This is a genomic window from Streptomyces sp. Tu 3180 (assembly GCF_009852415.1).
Taxonomy (GTDB): Bacteria; Actinomycetota; Actinomycetes; order Streptomycetales; family Streptomycetaceae; genus Streptomyces.
Map to the genome: position 1 here is coordinate 2,064,019 of NZ_WOXS01000002.1, position 17,637 is coordinate 2,081,655.

General features: G+C 74.7%; 19 protein-coding genes and 1 riboswitch. Of the genes, 8 read left to right on the forward strand and 11 right to left on the reverse strand.

The window, feature by feature from the left end; genetic code table 11:
• Positions 1 to 60: 60 nt before the first annotated feature.
• The 5 genes from GL259_RS10185 to GL259_RS10205 all read left to right on the forward strand — a co-directional run bounded on the left by GL259_RS10185 (position 61) and on the right by GL259_RS10205 (position 4,926).
• A complete protein-coding gene (locus GL259_RS10185; protein ID WP_159531300.1) occupies positions 61 to 1,044 on the forward strand; it encodes a DEDDh family exonuclease in 984 nt (327 codons plus the stop codon).
• A gap of 155 nt (positions 1,045 to 1,199) precedes the next feature.
• On the forward strand, positions 1,200 to 1,433 hold the full coding sequence (locus tag GL259_RS10190) for a hypothetical protein (RefSeq protein WP_159531302.1): 234 nt from the start codon (positions 1,200 to 1,202) through the stop codon (positions 1,431 to 1,433).
• A 50-nt stretch (positions 1,434 to 1,483) separates the two neighbouring features.
• Positions 1,484 to 2,281 (forward strand): SURF1 family protein, encoded by a 798-nt coding sequence (locus GL259_RS10195; RefSeq protein WP_159531304.1) that lies wholly within the window; start codon positions 1,484 to 1,486, stop codon positions 2,279 to 2,281.
• 102 nt (positions 2,282 to 2,383) lie between these two features.
• Positions 2,384 to 4,165, forward strand: coding sequence for a glycoside hydrolase family 15 protein (locus GL259_RS10200; RefSeq protein WP_159531306.1), 1,782 nt, complete (start codon positions 2,384 to 2,386; stop codon positions 4,163 to 4,165).
• A 5-nt stretch (positions 4,166 to 4,170) separates the two neighbouring features.
• Entirely contained in the window at positions 4,171 to 4,926 is a 756-nt protein-coding gene (locus GL259_RS10205) for an SDR family oxidoreductase (protein ID WP_159531308.1), read from the forward strand.
• 162 nt (positions 4,927 to 5,088) lie between these two features.
• Here the strand turns inward: GL259_RS10205 and amaP are convergent, their stop codons facing one another.
• From amaP to GL259_RS10230, 5 genes are all read right to left on the reverse strand, one after another.
• Complete coding sequence (gene amaP, locus GL259_RS10210; RefSeq protein ID WP_159531310.1) at positions 5,089 to 5,676, reverse strand: alkaline shock response membrane anchor protein AmaP; 588 nt, start codon at positions 5,674 to 5,676, stop codon at positions 5,089 to 5,091.
• Entirely contained in the window at positions 5,673 to 6,317 is a 645-nt protein-coding gene (locus GL259_RS10215) for a DUF6286 domain-containing protein (RefSeq protein WP_159531312.1), read from the reverse strand. The genes amaP and GL259_RS10215 overlap by 4 nt, the downstream gene beginning before the upstream one ends.
• Positions 6,314 to 6,697, reverse strand: coding sequence for a hypothetical protein (locus GL259_RS10220; protein WP_159531314.1), 384 nt, complete (start codon positions 6,695 to 6,697; stop codon positions 6,314 to 6,316). The genes GL259_RS10215 and GL259_RS10220 overlap by 4 nt, the downstream gene beginning before the upstream one ends.
• Positions 6,694 to 6,879, reverse strand: a complete 186-nt coding sequence (locus GL259_RS10225) for a hypothetical protein (RefSeq protein WP_159531316.1) — start codon at positions 6,877 to 6,879, stop codon at positions 6,694 to 6,696. The genes GL259_RS10220 and GL259_RS10225 overlap by 4 nt, the downstream gene beginning before the upstream one ends.
• 61 nt (positions 6,880 to 6,940) lie before the next feature.
• Entirely contained in the window at positions 6,941 to 7,432 is a 492-nt protein-coding gene (locus GL259_RS10230) for an Asp23/Gls24 family envelope stress response protein (protein ID WP_159531318.1), read from the reverse strand.
• Positions 7,433 to 7,517: 85 nt separating this feature from the next.
• Between GL259_RS10230 and GL259_RS10235 the strand changes: the two genes are divergently transcribed.
• Complete coding sequence (locus tag GL259_RS10235; protein ID WP_159531320.1) at positions 7,518 to 8,237, forward strand: nucleopolyhedrovirus P10 family protein; 720 nt, start codon at positions 7,518 to 7,520, stop codon at positions 8,235 to 8,237.
• Positions 8,238 to 8,294: 57 nt separating this feature from the next.
• Here GL259_RS10235 and GL259_RS10240 read toward each other — a convergent pair whose 3' ends face one another.
• The 6 genes from GL259_RS10240 to GL259_RS10265 all read right to left on the reverse strand — a co-directional run bounded on the left by GL259_RS10240 (position 8,295) and on the right by GL259_RS10265 (position 15,334).
• Entirely contained in the window at positions 8,295 to 9,098 is an 804-nt protein-coding gene (locus GL259_RS10240; RefSeq protein ID WP_159531322.1) for an enoyl-CoA hydratase/isomerase family protein, read from the reverse strand.
• A gap of 148 nt (positions 9,099 to 9,246) precedes the next feature.
• Positions 9,247 to 9,468 carry a helix-turn-helix domain-containing protein gene (locus GL259_RS10245; protein WP_018567695.1) on the reverse strand — a complete coding sequence of 74 codons (222 nt, stop codon included), beginning with the start codon at positions 9,466 to 9,468 and terminating at the stop codon, positions 9,247 to 9,249.
• 383 nt (positions 9,469 to 9,851) lie between these two features.
• Entirely contained in the window at positions 9,852 to 11,450 is a 1,599-nt protein-coding gene (locus GL259_RS10250) for an ABC-F family ATP-binding cassette domain-containing protein (RefSeq protein WP_159531324.1), read from the reverse strand.
• Positions 11,451 to 11,806: 356 nt separating this feature from the next.
• Positions 11,807 to 13,213: a hypothetical protein gene (locus tag GL259_RS10255; protein WP_208026454.1), complete on the reverse strand. Its 1,407-nt coding sequence runs from the start codon at positions 13,211 to 13,213 to the stop codon at positions 11,807 to 11,809.
• A gap of 170 nt (positions 13,214 to 13,383) precedes the next feature.
• Positions 13,384 to 14,511 (reverse strand): alpha/beta fold hydrolase, encoded by a 1,128-nt coding sequence (locus tag GL259_RS10260; RefSeq protein WP_159531326.1) that lies wholly within the window; start codon positions 14,509 to 14,511, stop codon positions 13,384 to 13,386.
• Between the two features lie 91 nt (positions 14,512 to 14,602).
• Entirely contained in the window at positions 14,603 to 15,334 is a 732-nt protein-coding gene (locus tag GL259_RS10265; protein ID WP_159531328.1) for a class II aldolase/adducin family protein, read from the reverse strand.
• Positions 15,335 to 15,832: 498 nt separating this feature from the next.
• Between GL259_RS10265 and GL259_RS10270 the strand changes: the two genes are divergently transcribed.
• Both GL259_RS10270 and GL259_RS10275 read left to right on the forward strand, forming a co-directional pair.
• Complete coding sequence (locus tag GL259_RS10270; protein WP_159531330.1) at positions 15,833 to 17,056, forward strand: inorganic phosphate transporter; 1,224 nt, start codon at positions 15,833 to 15,835, stop codon at positions 17,054 to 17,056.
• A gap of 31 nt (positions 17,057 to 17,087) precedes the next feature.
• Positions 17,088 to 17,309 (forward strand): hypothetical protein, encoded by a 222-nt coding sequence (locus GL259_RS10275; protein WP_159531332.1) that lies wholly within the window; start codon positions 17,088 to 17,090, stop codon positions 17,307 to 17,309.
• Between the two features lie 234 nt (positions 17,310 to 17,543).
• Positions 17,544 to 17,617: riboswitch (cobalamin riboswitch) on the forward strand.
• Positions 17,618 to 17,637: the final 20 nt, after the last annotated feature.

The following is a 17,637-nucleotide window of genomic DNA, read 5'->3' on the forward strand; positions in this document are numbered from 1 at the left end:
GCCGCTCCGGCGGCACCTGACGGGCCGCGCTGTCAGTCGCGGCCCGTATCCTCGTGAACCATGCTCGAAGACCTCACGACCGCAGCGTCCTCCCCCACCGCGTGGCCGGCCGCGTATCCGCGGGGGTACGCGGTCGTCGACGTGGAGACCACGGGGCTGGCCCGCGACGACCGCATCATCTCCGCGGCCGTCTACCGGCTGGACGCGCGCGGTGAGGTCGAGGACCACTGGTACACGGTGGTCAACCCGGAGCGGGATCCGGGCCCGGTCTGGATCCACGGCCTGACCAGCGAGGTGCTGGAGGGGGCGCCCCTCTTCCGGGACGTCGCCGAGGAGTTCGCGGCCCGGCTGCAGGACCGGGTGCTCGTCGCGCACAACGCCGTCTTCGACTGGCAGATGATCGCCCGGGAGTACGCCCGCGCCCGGAGCGAGGCGCCGGTCAGGCAGCGGCTGTGCACCATCGCCCTCTCGAAGGAGCTGGGGCTCCCGCTGCCCAACCACAAGCTGGAGTCGCTCGCCGCGCACTTCGGTGTCGTCCAGCGGCGGGCGCACCACGCGCTGGACGACGCGCGCGTGCTGGCGGAGGCGTTCCGGCCCAGTCTGCGGGCCGCGGCGGCGAGCGGTGTGCGGCTGCCGCTGCACGAGTGCCGGCCGCTGACGGAGTGGGCGGACCGGCCCCGCACCGGGCAGCAGGCGGGGTCCGGCGGGTACCGGCCGACCGGTTGGCGCCCGTCCCGCAGGAGGCCCGCCTGCCCCTACCCCAACCCGGGGCGGTACGAACCGGGCGGGCGGCTCAGGCAGGGCATGCGGGTGGCCTTCTCCGGCGACACCTCCGTCGAGCGGGAGCTGCTGGAGGACCGCGCGACCGAGGCCGGGCTGCACGTCGCCACCAGCCTGTCCCGGCTCACCAGCCTCCTCGTCACCAACGACCCGGACTCGGGCACCTCCAAGGTGGTCAAGGCCCGGCAGTACGGCACGCCGATCGTCGACGAGGCCGCGTTCGGTCAGCTGCTCGGGGACGTCGAACCCGCTTCGGACGGCTGACCGACGGGAGGCGGACGGTCACGGGCAGGCGGGCCGTACGGACGGGAGGACGGCCCGGGCGGACGGGAGGGGCGGGCCGTACGGACGGGTGATTGCCGGGCGACTCGCCCGCCGCCCGCTCGCCCGCGCCGGGCCGACGGCCCACCCTGTGGCGCATGGCGACATGTGAAGTCTGCGGCAACAGCTACGGCATGACCTTCGAGGTGCACGCGCAGGGCGCGGTGCACGTCTTCGACTGCTTCTCCTGTGCGATCCATCGCATGGCCCCGATCTGCGAGCACTGCCGGGTGCAGATCATCGGCCAGGGCGTCGAGGCCGAAGGCCACTGGTACTGCGGCGCCCACTGCGCCCGTGCCGAGGGGAAGGTGGGGATCGTCGACCGGGTGTGAAGGGCGTACCCGCCTCCAAGGCCCCCACGACCGAGTTGTACGGTCGTGGGGTGTACCGCTTCCTGTTGTCCCGCCAGTGGGTGATCCTCACCCTCGTGGCGCTCGTGCTCGTCCCGACGATGATCGAGCTGGGCTTCTGGCAGCTGCACCGCCACGAGCGCCGCGTCGCGCTGAACCAGGTGATCGCCGACTCCCTGGCCGCGAAGCCGGTGCCGGCCGGGTCCCTGACCTCGCCCGGGGCCGAGGTCGACGAGGACGACCGGTACCGCAGGGTGACGGCGAAGGGCCGCTTCGCCCCCGACGACGAGGTCGTCGTGCGCCGCCGCACCAACGCGGACGACAGGGTCGGCTACCACGTCCTGACCCCCTTCGTGCTCGACGACGGCAAGGTCCTCCTGGTCAACCGGGGCTGGGTCCCCTCCGACGAGCGGAGCCAGTCCGCGTTCCCGGAGATCCCCGCGCCGCCGAAGGGTGAGATCACCGTCACCGGGCGGCTGCTGCCCGACCAGACGACCGAGGACAGCGGCATCAAGAACCTCGAGGAGCTGCCCGACCGGCAGGTCATGCTGATCGACAGCGGGCAGGCGGCCGAGCGCCTCGGCAGGCAGGTCCTCGGCGGCTACGTCGAGCTGGTCGAGCCCGCGCCGGCCGGGGACACCCCGGAGCTGATCCCCGCCCCCGACCACGACAGCATCGGCAACCACATGGCGTACGCCGTCCAGTGGTGGCTGTTCGCCGCGGGCGTCCCCGTCGGCTGGGTGATCCTGGTCCGCCGCGAGGTCCGGGAGCGCGCGGAGGCGGCCGCCGGGAAGGCGGACGCCGAGGAGTCGCAGCCGGCGGCGGTCTGACCGGCGCACGAGCAGCGCCCCGCGGCACGCGTCCGCCGGCGGTCCGCCGCTCTCCCGGCCTTCCCCTGATTGCCGCGCCGGGCGGCCGGGCACCCGCACACCGTGCACCGTATCGAGGACTACGCGCTCATCGGCGACGAACAGACCGCTGCCCTGGTGGGCACGGACGGCTCGGTCGACTGGCTCTGCCTGCCCCGCTTCGACTCGGCGGCCTGCTTCGCCCGGCTGCTCGGTGACGAGGACAACGGCCACTGGCGCATCGCCCCCGTCGGCGCGGACCGGTGTGCCCGCCGCGCCTACCGCCCCGACACCCTGGTCCTGGACACCGACTGGGAGACCCCGGACGGGGCGGTGCGGGTCACCGACCTGATGCCCCAGCGCGACCGCGCGCCCGACCTGGTGCGCATCGTGCAGGGCGTGCGCGGCGAGGTGACCGTGCGCAGCACGCTCCGGCTGCGCTTCGACTACGGCTCGGTCGTGCCCTGGGTGCGCAGGGAGGACGGCCACCGGGTGGCGGTGGCCGGGCCGGACTCGGCGTGGCTGCGCAGCGTGCCGGAGGTGCGCACCTGGGGCGAGGACCTCGGCACGGTCTCGGAGTTCACGGTGCGGGAGGGCGAGCGGGTCGCGTTCGTGCTCACCTGGCACCCCTCCCACGAGCCGCGGCCGCCGCTGGTCGACCCGTACTCCTCGCTGCGGCACAGCACTGCGGACTGGCGCGCCTGGGCGGCCCGCTGCCGTTACGACGGCCCGTACCGGGACGCGGTCGTCCGGTCGCTGATCACCCTCAAGGCGCTCACCTACGCCCCCACCGGCGGCATCGTCGCCGCGCCCACCACCTCGCTGCCGGAGGAGCCGGGCGGCGTGCGCAACTGGGACTACCGCTTCTGCTGGCTGCGGGACTCCACGCTCACCCTGAACGCGCTGCTGGCCGCCGGGTACCAGGAGGAGGCGGAGGCCTGGCGCAACTGGCTGCTGCGCGCGGTCGCGGGCGACCCGGCGGACCTGCAGATCATGTACGGCCTGGCGGGCGAACGGCGGCTGCCCGAGTTCGAGCTGCCGTGGCTGTCCGGCTTCGGCGGTGCCTCGCCCGTACGGGTCGGCAACGCCGCCGTGGACCAGCTCCAGCTGGACGTGTACGGCGAGGTCATGGACTCCCTGGACCTGGCCCGGCGTTCGGGGCTGTCCCCGCAGCCGGACGTGTGGGCGCTGCAGACGGTCCTGATGGACTACCTGCGCACGGCGTGGCGGCAGCCGGACGAGGGGCTGTGGGAGGTGCGCGGCGGCCGGCGCCACTTCGTGCACTCCAAGGTGATGGTGTGGGTGGCGGCCGACCGTGCGGTGCGCACGCTCCAGGAGCACCCGGACTTCGACGGCGACCTCGACGGCTGGCGGGCGCTGCGCGACGAGGTGCACCGGGAGGTGTGCGAGAAGGGCTACGACCCCGAGCGGAACACCTTCACGCAGTCCTACGGCTCGCGCGAACTGGACGCCGCCCTGCTGCTGATCCCCCGGGTGGGTTTCCTGCCGCCCGACGATCCGCGGGTGCTCGGCACGATCGACGCGGTCCGCGCGGAGCTGGAGCAGAACGGCTTCCTGCACCGCTACTCCACGGACCGGACGGCCGTCGACGGACTGCCCGGGGACGAGGGCACGTTCCTGGTGTGCTCGTTCTGGCTCGCGGACGCCCTGCACATGACGGGCCGCACGAAGGAGGCGCGCGAGCTGTTCGAGCGGCTGCTGGGACTCGCCAACGACGTGGGGCTGCTGGCGGAGGAGTACGACCCGGCGGGCGGGCGGCTGCTGGGCAACTTCCCGCAGGCGTTCAGCCACATCGGCCTGGTGAACACCGCCCTCGCCCTGTTCGGGGACGAGGAGGCAGGATAGACGCCATGGATCTTGGACTGAAGGACCGGGTGTACGTCGTCACCGGGGCGACCCGCGGGCTGGGCAACGCCTCGGCGCGCGAGCTGGTCGCCGACGGCGCGAAGGTGGTCGTGACGGGGCGGGAGGAGAAGGCCGTCGCCGAGGCGGCGTCCGCGCTCGGCCCGGACGCGGTCGGGGTGGCCGTCGACAACGCCGACCCCGAGGCGGCCGAGCGGCTGATCGCGACCGCGCGGGAGCGGTTCGGCCGCTTCGACGGCATCCTCGTCAGCGTGGGCGGGCCGCCGCCGGGGTTCGTCGCCGACACCACCGACGAGCAGTGGCGGACGGCGTTCGAGTCGGTGTTCCTGGGCGCGGTGCGGCTCGCCCGGGCCGCCGCCGCGGAACTGGGCGAGGGCGGTGTCATCGGCTTCGTGCTGTCCGGCTCGGTGCACGAGCCGATCCCCGGCCTGACCATCTCCAACGGTCTGCGTCCCGGCCTCGCCGGTTTCGCCAAGTCCCTCGCGGACGAGCTGGGTCCGCGCGGCATCCGCGTCGTCGGTCTGCTCCCCGGCCGCATCGACACCGACCGGGTGCGCGAACTGGACTCCCTCTCCGCCGATCCGGAGGCCACCCGCCGGGCGGCCGAGTCGCGCATCCCGCTGCGCCGCTACGGCACCCCGCAGGAGTTCGGCCGCACGGCGGCGTTCCTCCTCTCCCCGGCGGCCTCCTACCTGTCGGGCGTGATGCTGCCGGTGGACGGCGGGGTGCGGCACGGGTTCTAGCTCCGCCGCCGGGCTTCCCGCCCGCCCCGCAGCGGGCGGGCGGCCGCACGCCGAGGACCCCGGCACGCCGAACGGCGGGCTCTCGCCGCGCTTTCGGCGGGTCGGGGTCCTCGGACGCCGTGGGGTGCGCGACCGGCCGGCCCGTGCCCGGCTGATCCGCCCTCAGCTGACCCGCTCCGCCCGGTGCCTGACGCCGTGCAGGCGCACCTCCGCCGGCAGGCCCGCGAGGCCCGTCGAGTCGCGGGCGTGGGCCAGGGCGCCGGTGGCGAGGGCGTGCAGGACGGTCCCGGGGTCCGCGTGGGGCTCCAGGAGGAGGCGGACCCGGGCGCGCGGGGCGGTGCGGCGGCCGGCGAGCAGGACGCGGGCCTGTGCGACGCCGTCGAGATGGCTCGCCTCCTCGGCGACGGCGCGCTCCAGCGCCCGGCCGCGCAGCGCCGCGCCCTCGCCGTCGCCGGTGTCGACCAGCACCTCGGCCGGGCGCCGCCGGCGCACCACCGCGACCAGCCACCACAGACAGAGCAGGACCAGGAGGGCGAGGACGGCGAGGACGACCGGCCACCACCAGCCGTCGTCCTGCCACCGGGTCCGCTCGGCCTCGTCCAGCAGCACGTCGTGCCGCCCGTCGTGCAGCCACCAGGAGGGCGCCGGCGCTCCCAGCCCGATCGCCAGCACCGACCCGCCGAGGGCGAGCAGCACCAGGCCCGCGATCGCGAGCAGCACCCGGTTGACGCGTCCGAGCACCGCCCTCATCCCTTCCGGCCGGGCCGTCGCACGTGCACCGACAGCGCGGGCGGCCGGGCCAGGCCCAGCCCCCGGACCGCGTCGCCGAGCACCCTGTCCAGGTCGGCCCGCACCTCGTCCAGTCCGCGGAAGTGCGACACCGCGCGGACGTCGGCCTTGGTGCGCCTCATCCGCACCCGGACCGACTGCACGCCGGCCACCTCCATGGCCCGGTCCCGCAGCACCGTCGCGGCGGCGGCCCGGTGCAGTGCGGCGCGTACGCCGGGACGGGTGCGGCCCATCGGGAGCAGGGAGCGCAGTCCGGGGGTCAGGGCGAGCAGGAGCAGCCAGAGTCCGAGCGCGGCGGCGACGCCGGCGCCGACCAGCACCCAGGTGTCGTCCAGGGGCCGTTCGGCCAGGTTCCGGGTCAGCTCCCGGCGCCAGCTCATCGCGGGCCGGCCGGCGCGCACCGCCGCGAGGTCGTACAGGAACGCGCCCGCGACCAGCAGCGTCAGGAGCGCGAGCAGGCCCGCGGGCACCCGGCGGGCCGACCAGAAGCGCCGGGGCCGGTCCGCTGTGCCGTCCGCGGCCCGGGCGCCCTCGGGCACGGGCGGCGGGGTCTGCTCCAGGACCGTGCCCGCGGGCTCCTCGGTGTCCCGGGGTCCGCTCATCGGATCCTCCCTCGTACCGTGCGGAACTCGGCGGTCAGGTGCAGCCGTTCCACCTGGACGACGACCTCCGGCACCTGCATGCCCGCCAGGGCGCCCACCCGCTCGGCCACATGGCGGCGCACCTGCCGGCACCGGCCGCCGATGTCGCCGGGGTAGTCGAGTTCGGCGTGCACCCGGACCCTGGCGCTGTCCTGGTGGACGACGACCGTGGCGTGCGGCGGGGCGGCGCCCGGCGGGAGCGCTCCGACCGCCTCGCGGGCCGCCTGGGAGGCGATCTTCGCCACCACCCGGTCGGCGATCGTGGTGGCACCGCGCTCCCCCGGCGGTACCACGGCCGGTCCCCCGCCGGGTTCACCGGTGCCCGCGCTCACCACCGTCACCGCTGCCGCTCGTCACGGGGACGGAAGAAGTCGCCGAACTCCAGGTCCCCCTGGAGGAACCGCCCGACGACGAACCCGACGGCACCCAGGGCCGCCACCAGCAGGAAAGCCCCGAATCCGCCGAAATACCCGGCGAAGCCCAGCGCCATGCCGGCGATCATGCCGACCACGGCCATGCTCATGGTGCGCTCCTCAGCTCCTCAGCGATCCGCCGTCCAGGCGGGCCGTCCGCACTCCGGTGCCTCACTGGAGCCGTGGCTCCGGCTCTTCTTCCTCCTCCTCGGGCAGCTTGACGTCGCTCACCGCGATGTTGACCTCGACCACCTCCAGGCCGGTCATCCGCTCGACCGCCGCGACGACGTTCTCCCGCACGGCCCTGGCGACGTCGGAGATGGAGACGCCGTAGTCGACGACGATCTCCAGGTCGAGCGCGGTCTGCACCTCGCCGACCTCGACCTTCACGCCGCGCGTCACCGACTTGGAGCCGCCCGGCACCCGGTCGCGCACGGCGCCGAAGGTCCGCGACAGCCCGCTGCCCAGGGCGTGCACACCGAGCACGTCCCGCGCGGCCAGTCCCGCGATCTTCTCCACGACCCCGTCGGCGATGGTGGTGCGGCCACGGGTGGCCGGGTCGCCGCCGCCGCGCCGGGTCGGCTGACCCTTGCGCACGCTGGTCTCCGGGAAGTTCTCGATCTCCGCGGCCCTCGTCGGGCCTCCCTCGGTCATGTCCGTCATCGCCGTACGTCCCTTCGATCGTCCTCTTTGACCACGGTATGCGCGGTTCCGCGGTATTGCGCCGGTTGTACGGCAGGCTGGAGGAATGACGGCGGACGGGTGGGCGCACGCGGTGCGGCAGCAGGTGGGACTGGGCAGGTTCCTGCCCCTGGGCGGTCCGCGCGACGGCGCGTGGATCACGGAGCGAGCCGCCGAGGCGGCGCTCCGGCACACGGCGGCGCGCGGTGTACCGGGCGTGCGCCTGGACGGGGTGCGCATCGCGCTCGCCGACCCGGACCGGACGGACGAGCCGGCCGTCCCGCCCCCGCCGGGCGCGCTGCCGCCGGGCGCGCTGCGGTTGACCGCGGAGTTCGCGGCCACGGCGGCGCAGCCGCTGCCGGCGACGGCGTCCCGCCTGCGTGCGGCGCTGGCGGACGCCGCGGCGGAACGGCTCGGGCTGTCGGTCGCGGAGGTGGACCTGCGGGCGACGGAACTGCTGGACGAGGAGCCGGCTCCGGCCCCGCCCGCCGCGCCGCCGGAGCCGGAACCCCGGGCCGCCGAACCCGGCGACTCCGAGACCGGCCGGGTGGCGGCGGCGGTGCTCGCCGTGCCGGGGGTGACCCGGCTGACGGGCGCGACGGGCCGCCCGGTGCAGCTGACGGAGCGGCCGGGCGGGGCCGCGCTGCCCCGCCGTCACGTGCGCGTGGACCTCGCGGTCCGGGCGGACCACCGGGCGCTGGACGTGGCCCGGGCGGTCCGCGCGGCGGTGTCGGAGGCGCTGCCGGACCGCCCGACGGTGGCGGTGCTGGTCACGGCGGTCGACTGACCGCCCGGCGCCCCCGGCGGCACCGGTCGTGCCCGGGCGCCGCCGACGGCCGGTGGGCTACTCGCCGAGGCCGGCCAGGTCCCGCAGGCGGCGGCCCTGCGCGGCGCGCTCGGCGACCCGCTGCTCCTCGTAGGTGCGGTCCTGCGCGCCGCGCAGCAGCGCCTTGGTCTCGATCACGGCGTCCCGGGGCGCGGCCAGCAGCGCCGCGGCCAGGTCCCGCACCGCCCCGTCCAGCTCGCCGGCGGGCACGGCGAGGTTGGCCAGGCCGGTGCTCACGGCCTCCTCGGCCGTGACGAAGCGCCCGGTCGCGCAGATCTCCAGCGCGCGGGCGTAGCCGACGAGCCCGACCAGCGGGTGGGTGCCGGTCAGGTCCGGGACGAGCCCGAGGCTGGTCTCGCGCATGGCGAACTGCACGTCGTCCGCGACGACGCGCAGGTCACAGGCGAGGGCCAGCTGGAAACCGGCCCCGATGGCGTGCCCCTGCACCGCCGCGACGGACACGATGTCGCTGCGCCGCCACCAGGTGAACGCCTCCTGGTACTCGGCGATGGTCGCGTCCAGCGTGGCGTCGTCACCGCGCGCGAGGTCGACGAACGACGGCTCGCCGTCGAAGCCCTCGGGCGTGAACGCCTGCCGGTCGAGTCCGGCGGAGAAGGACTTGCCCTCACCGCGCAGCACCACGACGCGGACGGAACCGGGCAGCAGCCGGCCCGCCTCGGTCAGCGCCCGCCACAGAGCGGGGCTCTGCGCGTTGCGCTTGGCGGGGTTGGTCAGCGTCACCGTGGCGATCGCGTCGTCGACGGTGAGCCGTACGCCGTCCTTGTCGAGTACCGGACCGAGGTCCTGGGCGGACGAAGCCATGGGGCGCCTCCGATGGGTGCGGTCGTCTTCCGTGCCGTACGACGGGGCCGGGCCCGTCCTGCGGCACAGCTAAGTGACTGCACAGTAACCACCCGGCCGGTCAGTCGGCCGACCGGGTGGCCACCCTCGGGATCCGGGGCGCCCGGGGTCAGGCCGAAGCGGCCTTCTTGCCCCGCGTCGCCCCGCCACGCCCTCGGAGCGTGACGCCCGACTCACTGAGCATGCGGTGCACGAAGCCATACGAGCGGCCGGTCTCCTCGGCCAACGCCCGGATGCTCGCACCGGCGTCGTACTTCTTCTTCAGGTCTGCCGCGAGCTTGTCGCGCGCGGCGCCGGTCACCCGGCTGCCCTTCTTCAGAGTCTCGGCCACCCGTGCCTCCTCATGGGAAGTGCGCTCTGGTCTCCTCATGATCACCCCTCCCGGGCTTCATGGCCACCCATTCGGCAAGGTCCGTGAGACAAGGTTGTGACGACGGGAGCGCGTCCCCACATACGGAATCCGAGATTCCATACGGTGCCGCCGGTACCGCCGAACGGGTTCCCTCGCGAAGCCCCAGGTCAGAAAGGCGCGGCGGCCGCGCCCCGCCACAGCGGGGACACGGCCGCAATTGGTTGTAGGACACACCTCGGTATGAGGAGATCTCACACGAATGATGGATCACGGGTGGGCCGAATGATCCATACCCAGTGGATCACCTGTTCGATCAACCCGGGCTGACCGCCCGCGGACTCCCCGGACGGCCCGCCGCCCGCTCAGGCGAGGGCGACGAGGTCCGCGTAGTCGGATCCCCAGAGGTCCTCGACGCCGTCCGGCAGGAGGATGATCCGCTCCGGCTGGAGCGCCTCGACGGCGCCCTCGTCGTGCGTCACCAGCACGACCGCGCCCTTGTAGGTGCGCAGGGCGCCGAGGATCTCCTCGCGGCTGGCCGGGTCGAGGTTGTTGGTCGGCTCGTCGAGCAGCAGCACGTTCGCCGAGGAGACCACGAGGGTGGCGAGCGCCAGACGGGTCTTCTCACCGCCGGAGAGGACACCGGCGGGCTTGTCCACGTCGTCGCCGGAGAACAGGAACGAGCCGAGCACCTTGCGGACCTCGACGAGGTCCATGTCGGGCGCGGCGGAGCGCATGTTCTCCAGGACCGTGCGGTCGGGGTCGAGGGTCTCGTGCTCCTGGGCGTAGTAGCCGAGCTTGAGGCCGTGACCGGGGACGACCGCGCCGGTGTCCGGCTGTTCGACGCCGGCCAGCAGCCGCAGCAGGGTGGTCTTGCCGGCGCCGTTGAGGCCGAGGATGACGACCCGGGAGCCCTTGTCGATGGCCAGGTCGACGTCGGTGAAGATCTCCAGGGAGCCGTACGACTTCGACAGGCCCTCGGCCATCAGCGGGGTCTTGCCGCAGGGCGAGGGCTCGGGGAAGCGCAGCTTGGCGACCTTGTCGGACTGGCGGACCTCCTCGAGGCCGGCCAGCAGCTTCTCCGCGCGGCGGGCCATGTTCTGCGCGGCGACCGTCTTGGTGGCCTTGGCCCGCATCTTGTCGGCCTGGGCGTTGAGCGCGGCGGCCTTCTTCTCGGCGTTCTGCCTCTCGCGCCTGCGGCGCTTCTCGTCGGCCTCGCGCTGCTGCTGGTAGAGCTTCCAGCCCATGTTGTAGATGTCGATGGTGGCGCGGTTGGCGTCCAGGTAGAACACCTTGTTCACGACCGTCTCGACCAGGTCGACGTCGTGGGAGATGACGATGAAGCCGCCGCGGTAGGTCTTGAGGTAGTCGCGCAGCCAGACGATCGAGTCGGCGTCGAGGTGGTTGGTCGGCTCGTCGAGCAGCAGGGTGTCCGCGTCCGAGAACAGGATCCGGGCCAGCTCGACACGGCGGCGCTGACCGCCGGAGAGGGTGTGCAGCGGCTGGCCGAGCACCCGGTCGGGCAGGTTCAGCGCGGCGGCGATGGTGGCGGCCTCGGCCTCGGCGGAGTAGCCGCCCTTGGTGAGGAACTCGGTCTCCTGGCGCTCGTACTGCTTGAGCGCCTTCTCGCGGGTGGCGCCCTGGCCGTTCGCGATGCGCTGCTCGTTCTCGCGCATCTTGCGGAGCAGCACGTCCAGGCCGCGCGCGGAGAGGATGCGGTCGCGGGCGAGGACGTCGAGGTCGCCGGTGCGGGGGTCCTGCGGGAGGTAACCGACCTCGCCGGAGCGGGTGACGGTGCCGCCGGCGGGGATGCCCTGGCCGGCCAGGACCTTGGTGAGGGTGGTCTTGCCCGCGCCGTTGCGGCCGACCAGGCCGATGCGGTCGCCCTTGGCGACGCGGAAGGTGGCGCTCTCGATGAGGACACGGGCACCGGCGCGCAGCTCGATGCCGGAGGCGGAGATCACGGACAGACTCCTGGGGAGGTGGCGGGATGGGCGGCTGAGGACGTTCCCGCCGTCTAATGCGCGAGGAGAATGGCCATGCGAGCCATTCTAACGGGGCCGTGCAACCGGTTTTCCGGCGCGCGGGTCCGGCCGCGCGCCGCCCCGCACCGTCCCTCCTCCCCGCGCGGACGGCCCGGGGCGCCCGGCGCACACCACCGGCGCGCGGTGCGGCGGGGCGCGCGGATCCCGGTGCCCGTGACGGACCGGGACCGCGGCTCGCGGGACCGCGCGGCCCGGGGCCTCGGGGGCGGCGTCCGGAGCTCCGGCACGCGCCCCAGGGCCGGGACCGGGGCGCGGGGGCCTGCGGGCCGGCGGTGTCAGCCCCCGGTGTGCACCTGGAAGGCGGCCCGGCGGACGGCCTTGGCCAGGGCGGGATCGGGGTGCGCGGCGGCGAGCGCGACCAGGACCTGCACGGTGCGCGGGTGGCCGACGGCGCGCACCTCGTTGAGCAGTGCGGGAACGGTCGGCTGCACCGCGGACTCCAGGTGCCGGACCAGCAGGGGACCCTCACCGTGGTCGGCGACGGCGGCCGCGGTGTCCACCCACAGCCAGGTCGCCTCCTCGCGGGTGAGGACCTCGTGGGCGTCCTCGGGGTCGGCGCCGTCGTGCTCGGCGAGCCACAGCAGGGCGTAGGGCCGCAGTGTCGGCTCGTCGAGCACGGCGCGGACCTCGGGCTCGGCGGGGGCGCCGACCACGCGCAGGGCCTCGAAGGCGAGGCCGCGCAGCAGGGCGTCCTCGCCCCGGGCGGCGCCGATCAGCTCGGTGACGGCGCTGCCGACCGGGCGGGCGGCGAGCCAGGCGCGGTACTCGGCGCGGGCCGCGTTGGGCCGCAGCCGGGCGCAGCCGCGGAGCATGTCCTCGGCGCCCTGCTCGATGTTCCCGGCGGGGCTCTGCGCGGCGACGCAGATCTGCTCCAGCTTGACCCACACCGCCCAGCTGCCGAGCGGGGTGAGCGTGGCCTGCCCGTCGCCGCAGGTGAGGGCGCCGACGGAGGCGAGGGCGTGCAGGGCCCAGTCGAGCAGCGGCTCGAGCGGGGCGTCGGCGACGACCGGCTCGGCGGGCGCGGGGCGGTGGGCCCGGGACTGCGGGACGTAGTCGATCTCGCAGCGCTCCGTGCGCAGTTCGGTGACCCGTTGCTGCAGGAGGTCGAGGAGCTGCGGCACGGGCACCGGGCCGGCGGACAGCTGGAGGAAGGAGAGCACCTGGGGCATGGCCGAGACGACCTCGGCGACGGCGGCGGGCTCGTACTCCTCGGGCTCCGGGTGGGCCAGCGACCAGGCGTCGAAGAGGGCGACCCAGCCGCGCAGCACGGCGCTGTCGTCGCGGTCCCAGGCGCGCAGCCGCCAGCCGGGGCGGGCGGTGTCGCCGTGCACCTCGATGAGGCCGGCCAGGCGGGCGGTGTCCCAGTCGGCGCGGACCTGAGCCGGGGTCAGGCCCAGGTCGCGGGCCGCCCGTTCCGCCGTCGCGTCGGAGAGGGTGGCCTTGCCGTCGGCGGTGGCGCCCCGGCCGGGGCCGAGCGCGGCGTCGGCCCAGCGGGCGACGCGGGCCGCGCCGGCCAGACCGGAGCGCGCCATTCTGGCCAGTTCCGCCGGTGCCGGGGTGCCCTCCGGGGGGCGCGGCGCGGGGCGGCGCGGGCGCCGCTGGTTCATCGCTCTGGGGGCGGCGGCCAGGGGTCGCGGGCGGACGAGTCGGAGCCTGGAGTCGCGCGGGATACGGGACGTCACGGGTGCAGTCTCGCGGTTGACGGTCCGAAAACCCAAACGGAATGTCACGGTGGGCGAGCGGGATGGCCAACGCACCGGGTCCGCCGGGGACCGGAGGGAGGGAAACAGGCCAGTGGTACGGCGCTAAACGGAATCCTCGGGACCGGCGCCCGGCCGGCCGCGGGCAACGATCACATGAGGGGGGTGAGGAAGCGCCGCAGGCCCTCCTCGTAGGTGTGCGGGTCGGCGTTCCACATCGCCGCGTGGGAAGCGCCCCTGACCGTGTGCAGCGTGACGGTGTTGGGGTGGGCGGCGGCGAGGCGGCGGGAGAAGCGCCAGGGGGCCACCGTGTCGTCGGGGCCGTGGAAGATCCGGGTGGGAACGCTGATCCGGCCCAGGTGGACGGCGCCGGGACCGCGGTCGCCGTACAGGCCCGTGCGCCCCTGCGCGGCGCGGACCGCGAGCGGCAGCAGCGCGCCGGGGGTGCGGTGGGCCGCGGCGAGGGCGCGCAGCGTCGCGTCCCAGCTGAGCACCGGGGAGTCCAGGATCAGTCCGGCGACGCGTTCGCGCACCATGGAGCGCGCGGCGGCGCGCAGCGCCATGGTCGCGCCGGTGGACCAGCCGTACAGGACCACCTGCCGGGCTCCGGCGGCCACCGCGTGGTGCAGCGCCACGTCGAGGTCGTGCCACTCGGCCTCGCCGAGGTGGTTGAGGCCGTCCGGGGGACGCGGGGCGTCCGGGTCGCCCCGGTAGGCGAGGGCGAGCACCGGGAAGCGGTGGCGGTGCAGGAACTCCATCACGTTCAGGGTGTGTTCCCGGGTGGTGCCGAGGCCGTGCACCGCCAGCACCCAGGTGTCCCGGGCGCCCGGCACGAACCACGCGGGAAGCGGGCCGAGGTCGCCGGGGATCTCGAGGTCGGTGTGGTCCAGACCGAGGGCGGTGCCGGGGTCGCCGACGTGGATGTTCGGGGTGAGCCACACGCGGTCGCCGGGCTCCAGGGTGCCGCGCGTGACGCGTTCCAGGCGGCGCACCACGGAGTCGGCGGATTCGGAGGTGCCGGCCAGCACGGGCCCGACGACCGCGTGGCAGTCCTCACCGGCGAGACCGTAGCGGCCGGGCCGCAGCGCGGCGAGGTCCCGGGTGAGGCTGACCTGGCCCGCGGCGGTGCCGTGGACGGTGAGCCGGGGTTCGGTGGGCAGGGGACCGCCCGGCGGCACCTTGAGGGCGGCGTCGCTGGCGAGCCGGCCGGCGGCCACGGCGGCGGCGCCGGCCCCTATCACGGCGGTGACGGCGGCGGCCGTCGCTCTGGCAGTGCGCACGAGACCAGTGTCCCGGCGGAAGCCGGGAGCGGCCAGTGGGCGGCACGGACGCGGGTGACGCGGGGCGCCCGGGGGCGCGCCCCGCGCCGGCTCACCCCCGTTGCCCGTACCCCCGCAGGCGCTCCCCCACCTCCGCCACCTGTTCCGGCGAGAGCAGGTTCGGGGACAGGCCCGGGACCGACGAGGCGGTGAGCCAGACGCGGCACATCCACTCCAGCTGGGCCGTGCGGTCGTAGGCCTGGTCGAGGGTGGTGCCGTGGGTGACGGTGCCGTGGTTCTGCAGGAGGCAGCCGGTGCGGCCGTCGAGGGCGCGGAGCATGTTCCCGGCCAGCTCGTCCGTGCCGTACGTCGCATAGCGGGCGACCCGGACGGGGCCGCCCAGGGCCGCGGCCATGTAGTGGATCAGCGGCAGCTCGTCGACGAGCGTGGAGACGGCCGTGGCGTGCACGGCGTGCGTGTGCACGACGGCGCGCGCGCCGGTGGTCCGGTAGACGGCGAGGTGCAGGGGCAGCTCACTGGTCGGGACCAGTGAGCCGAGGACCTGCCGGCCGGCGAGGTCGACGCCGGTCACGTCGTCCGGCGTCAGCCGGTCGTACGGCACTCCCGACGGCGTGACCAAGACGGTCTCGCCGACCCGGACCGAGACGTTGCCGGAGGTGCCGACGACGAGTCCGTCGGAGACGGTCCGGCGCGCGGTCCCGACGAGTTCCGCCCAGGCCCGCGCCTCCTCGTCGCGCACACGGCGTCCCCGCACCTCCCCCGCGTCCCGGGCACGTCCCCCGGCGCCCCCCGCTTCCCGTCCGTCCCGCCGTCGCTCAGCCATGCCGCGATCCTGTCAGCCGGCCCGCCGGTGTGCCGCGCGGCCGGGGCACCGCAGGCCGGAATCCGACCCTTCGTAACGGTGCACACCGGCACACGTCACCCTTCGTCCGCTCCCGGCCGGAGATCGTGCGGAACACCCGCACCGGCGGCAGCCGCGCCTTCGCGCGGCATCACGCCCCGCGGATCGCCCGCTACGACGCGTGGGACACGGAGGCGCCGCCGGCCGGCCGTCCCGGACCTCCCGGCCGCGCGCCGACGGGGGAACGCTTCCGCGTGACCAGGATCTCTCCAGCGGCTCCCCCGACCGGCCGAGGGCGTTCGCCGGGGGTGAACAGCCGCCCGGTGCGGGGCCGGTCGCGCACCGGGCCGCCGGCTCCGCCATGCGGCGGAGCGACCGAACCCTCTTACGGTCACCACGATGCCCATCCCAGTTCATCTTCCGTTCACCCTGGTTACTTACGTTCGACCAGCCAATGACCTCGAACGAATGCCTGGGTAAATGGAAAGCTTCTCGCTGATCCTCGCGATTGTGGTGGTGACCGCACTCGCGTTCGATTTCACGAACGGTTTCCACGACACCGCGAACGCGATGGCGACGACCATTTCGACCGGTGCGCTGAGGCCCAAGGTCGCGGTGGCCATGTCCGCCGTGCTGAACCTTGTCGGCGCTTTTCTGTCGGTGGAGGTCGCCAACACGATCTCCAAGGGTCTCGTCGACGAGACCGGCATCCGCCCCGAGGTCATCTTCGCCGCCCTGGTCGGCGCGATCCTCTGGAACCTCCTCACCTGGCTGGTCGGCCTGCCGTCCAGCTCCTCGCACGCCCTCATGGGCGGCCTGATCGGCGCCACCGTCGCCTCCGCCGGTCTCGGCGCGGTGCACGGCGACGTCCTGGTCACCAAGGTGCTGATCCCCGCGATCGCCGCCCCGCTGGTGGCCGGCATCGCCGCGATGCTCGCGACCCGGCTGACCTACCGCCTGGGCCGGAAGGCCGAGGCCAACGCCTCCGCGAAGGGCTACCGCGCCGGGCAGATCGCCTCCGCCGGCCTGGTCTCCCTGGCCCACGGCACCAACGACGCCCAGAAGACGATGGGCATCATCACCCTCGCTCTGGTCGCCGGCGGCACCCTCGCCCCGGACTCCGACCCTCCCCTGTGGGTCATCCTCTCCGCGGGCGTCGCCATCGCGCTCGGCACCTACCTCGGCGGCTGGCGCATCATCCGCACCATGGGCAAGGGCCTGACCGACCTCCAGCCGCAGCAGGGCTTCGCCGCCCAGACCAGCGCCGCGACGGTCATCCTGGCCTCCTCCCACCTCGGCTTCTCGCTGTCCACCACGCACTCCGTCTCCGGTTCGGTGATGGGCGCGGGCCTGGGCCGCAAGGGCGGTGTCGTCCGCTGGTCGACGGCCACCCGGATGTTCGTGGCCTGGGGCCTGACGCTGCCGGCGGCGGCCTTCGTCGCGGCGCTCGCCGAGTGGGTCTGCGGCTTCGGTGACTGGGGCACCGCCCTCGTGGCCGTCTTCCTGGTCGCCTCCAGCGCGGCGATCTGGAAGATCTCCCGGCGCGAGGTCGTCGACCACACCAACGTCAACGACCACGACGTGCCCGGCGAGGAGCCGTCCGGCGTGGTGACCCAGGCGATGGCCGCCGTGACCCCGCCCCCGGCCGGCACCCTGGCCGAGGACCTCTCGGCCGTCGACCCGCCGGCCAAGACGACCGTCTGACCGCGACCCGGCACGAAGGAAGAAGAGCACCATGAAGATCGACTGGGCGGCCCTCGGTTCCGTCTTCGGCGTCAGCCTCGTGGTCACCGTGGCCCTGGTGGGCCTGTTCACCCTCGGCATCACCGGCCTGTCCCGCCGCGAGCGGGCCGCCGCCCAGGGCCAGTCCGCGGCCCTGGCGGTCACCGGCGCCTACGCCTGCTTCGCGGCGTGCACGGCGGCGGTGGGGTACGGGATCTACCTGATCATGGCCTGACCACGGGCCGTCTCCGTCCGGCGGGCGGTGCGGGAGCCTCGGCCCCGCACCGCCCGTTCGCGTTCCCCGGGCCCGCCCCCGTTCCCCGGGACCGCCGGCCTTCCCGGGCCCGCCCGCCGTTCCCCCACCGGCGCCCCTCTGTGGGCCTCAGCACACTTCAGCCTCGCAGGTCAACGGCAAGTTGACGGCCCTTCCGCGCCCGTGGTGGACTGCCTCAGCCAATACGGCGGCAGGAGAGGAAGCCGGTGCGAGTCCGGCGCGGTCCCGCCACTGTCACCGGGGTGAACCACCCCGGGAGCCAGGAACTCTCACCGCCGGTCTCGTCGAG

Bases quoted from the DNA above. Each gene is read 5' to 3' on its own strand.
- GL259_RS10275 (WP_159531332.1), top strand. From the start codon at position 17,088: ATGAAGATCGACTGGGCGGCCCTCGGTTCCGTCTTCGGCGTCAGCCTC.
- GL259_RS10190 (WP_159531302.1), top strand. From the start codon at position 1,200: ATGGCGACATGTGAAGTCTGCGGCAACAGCTACGGCATGACCTTCGAG.
- GL259_RS10240 (WP_159531322.1), bottom strand. From the start codon at position 9,098: ATGGCTTCGTCCGCCCAGGACCTCGGTCCGGTACTCGACAAGGACGGC.
- GL259_RS10270 (WP_159531330.1), top strand. From the start codon at position 15,833: ATGGAAAGCTTCTCGCTGATCCTCGCGATTGTGGTGGTGACCGCACTC.
- GL259_RS10185 (WP_159531300.1), top strand. From the start codon at position 61: ATGCTCGAAGACCTCACGACCGCAGCGTCCTCCCCCACCGCGTGGCCG.
- GL259_RS10225 (WP_159531316.1), bottom strand. From the start codon at position 6,879: ATGAGCATGGCCGTGGTCGGCATGATCGCCGGCATGGCGCTGGGCTTC.
- GL259_RS10235 (WP_159531320.1), top strand. From the start codon at position 7,518: ATGACGGCGGACGGGTGGGCGCACGCGGTGCGGCAGCAGGTGGGACTG.
- amaP (WP_159531310.1), bottom strand. From the start codon at position 5,676: ATGAGGGCGGTGCTCGGACGCGTCAACCGGGTGCTGCTCGCGATCGCG.
- GL259_RS10265 (WP_159531328.1), bottom strand. From the start codon at position 15,334: ATGGCTGAGCGACGGCGGGACGGACGGGAAGCGGGGGGCGCCGGGGGA.
- GL259_RS10230 (WP_159531318.1), bottom strand. From the start codon at position 7,432: ATGACGGACATGACCGAGGGAGGCCCGACGAGGGCCGCGGAGATCGAG.
- GL259_RS10205 (WP_159531308.1), top strand. From the start codon at position 4,171: ATGGATCTTGGACTGAAGGACCGGGTGTACGTCGTCACCGGGGCGACC.
- GL259_RS10215 (WP_159531312.1), bottom strand. From the start codon at position 6,317: ATGAGCGGACCCCGGGACACCGAGGAGCCCGCGGGCACGGTCCTGGAG.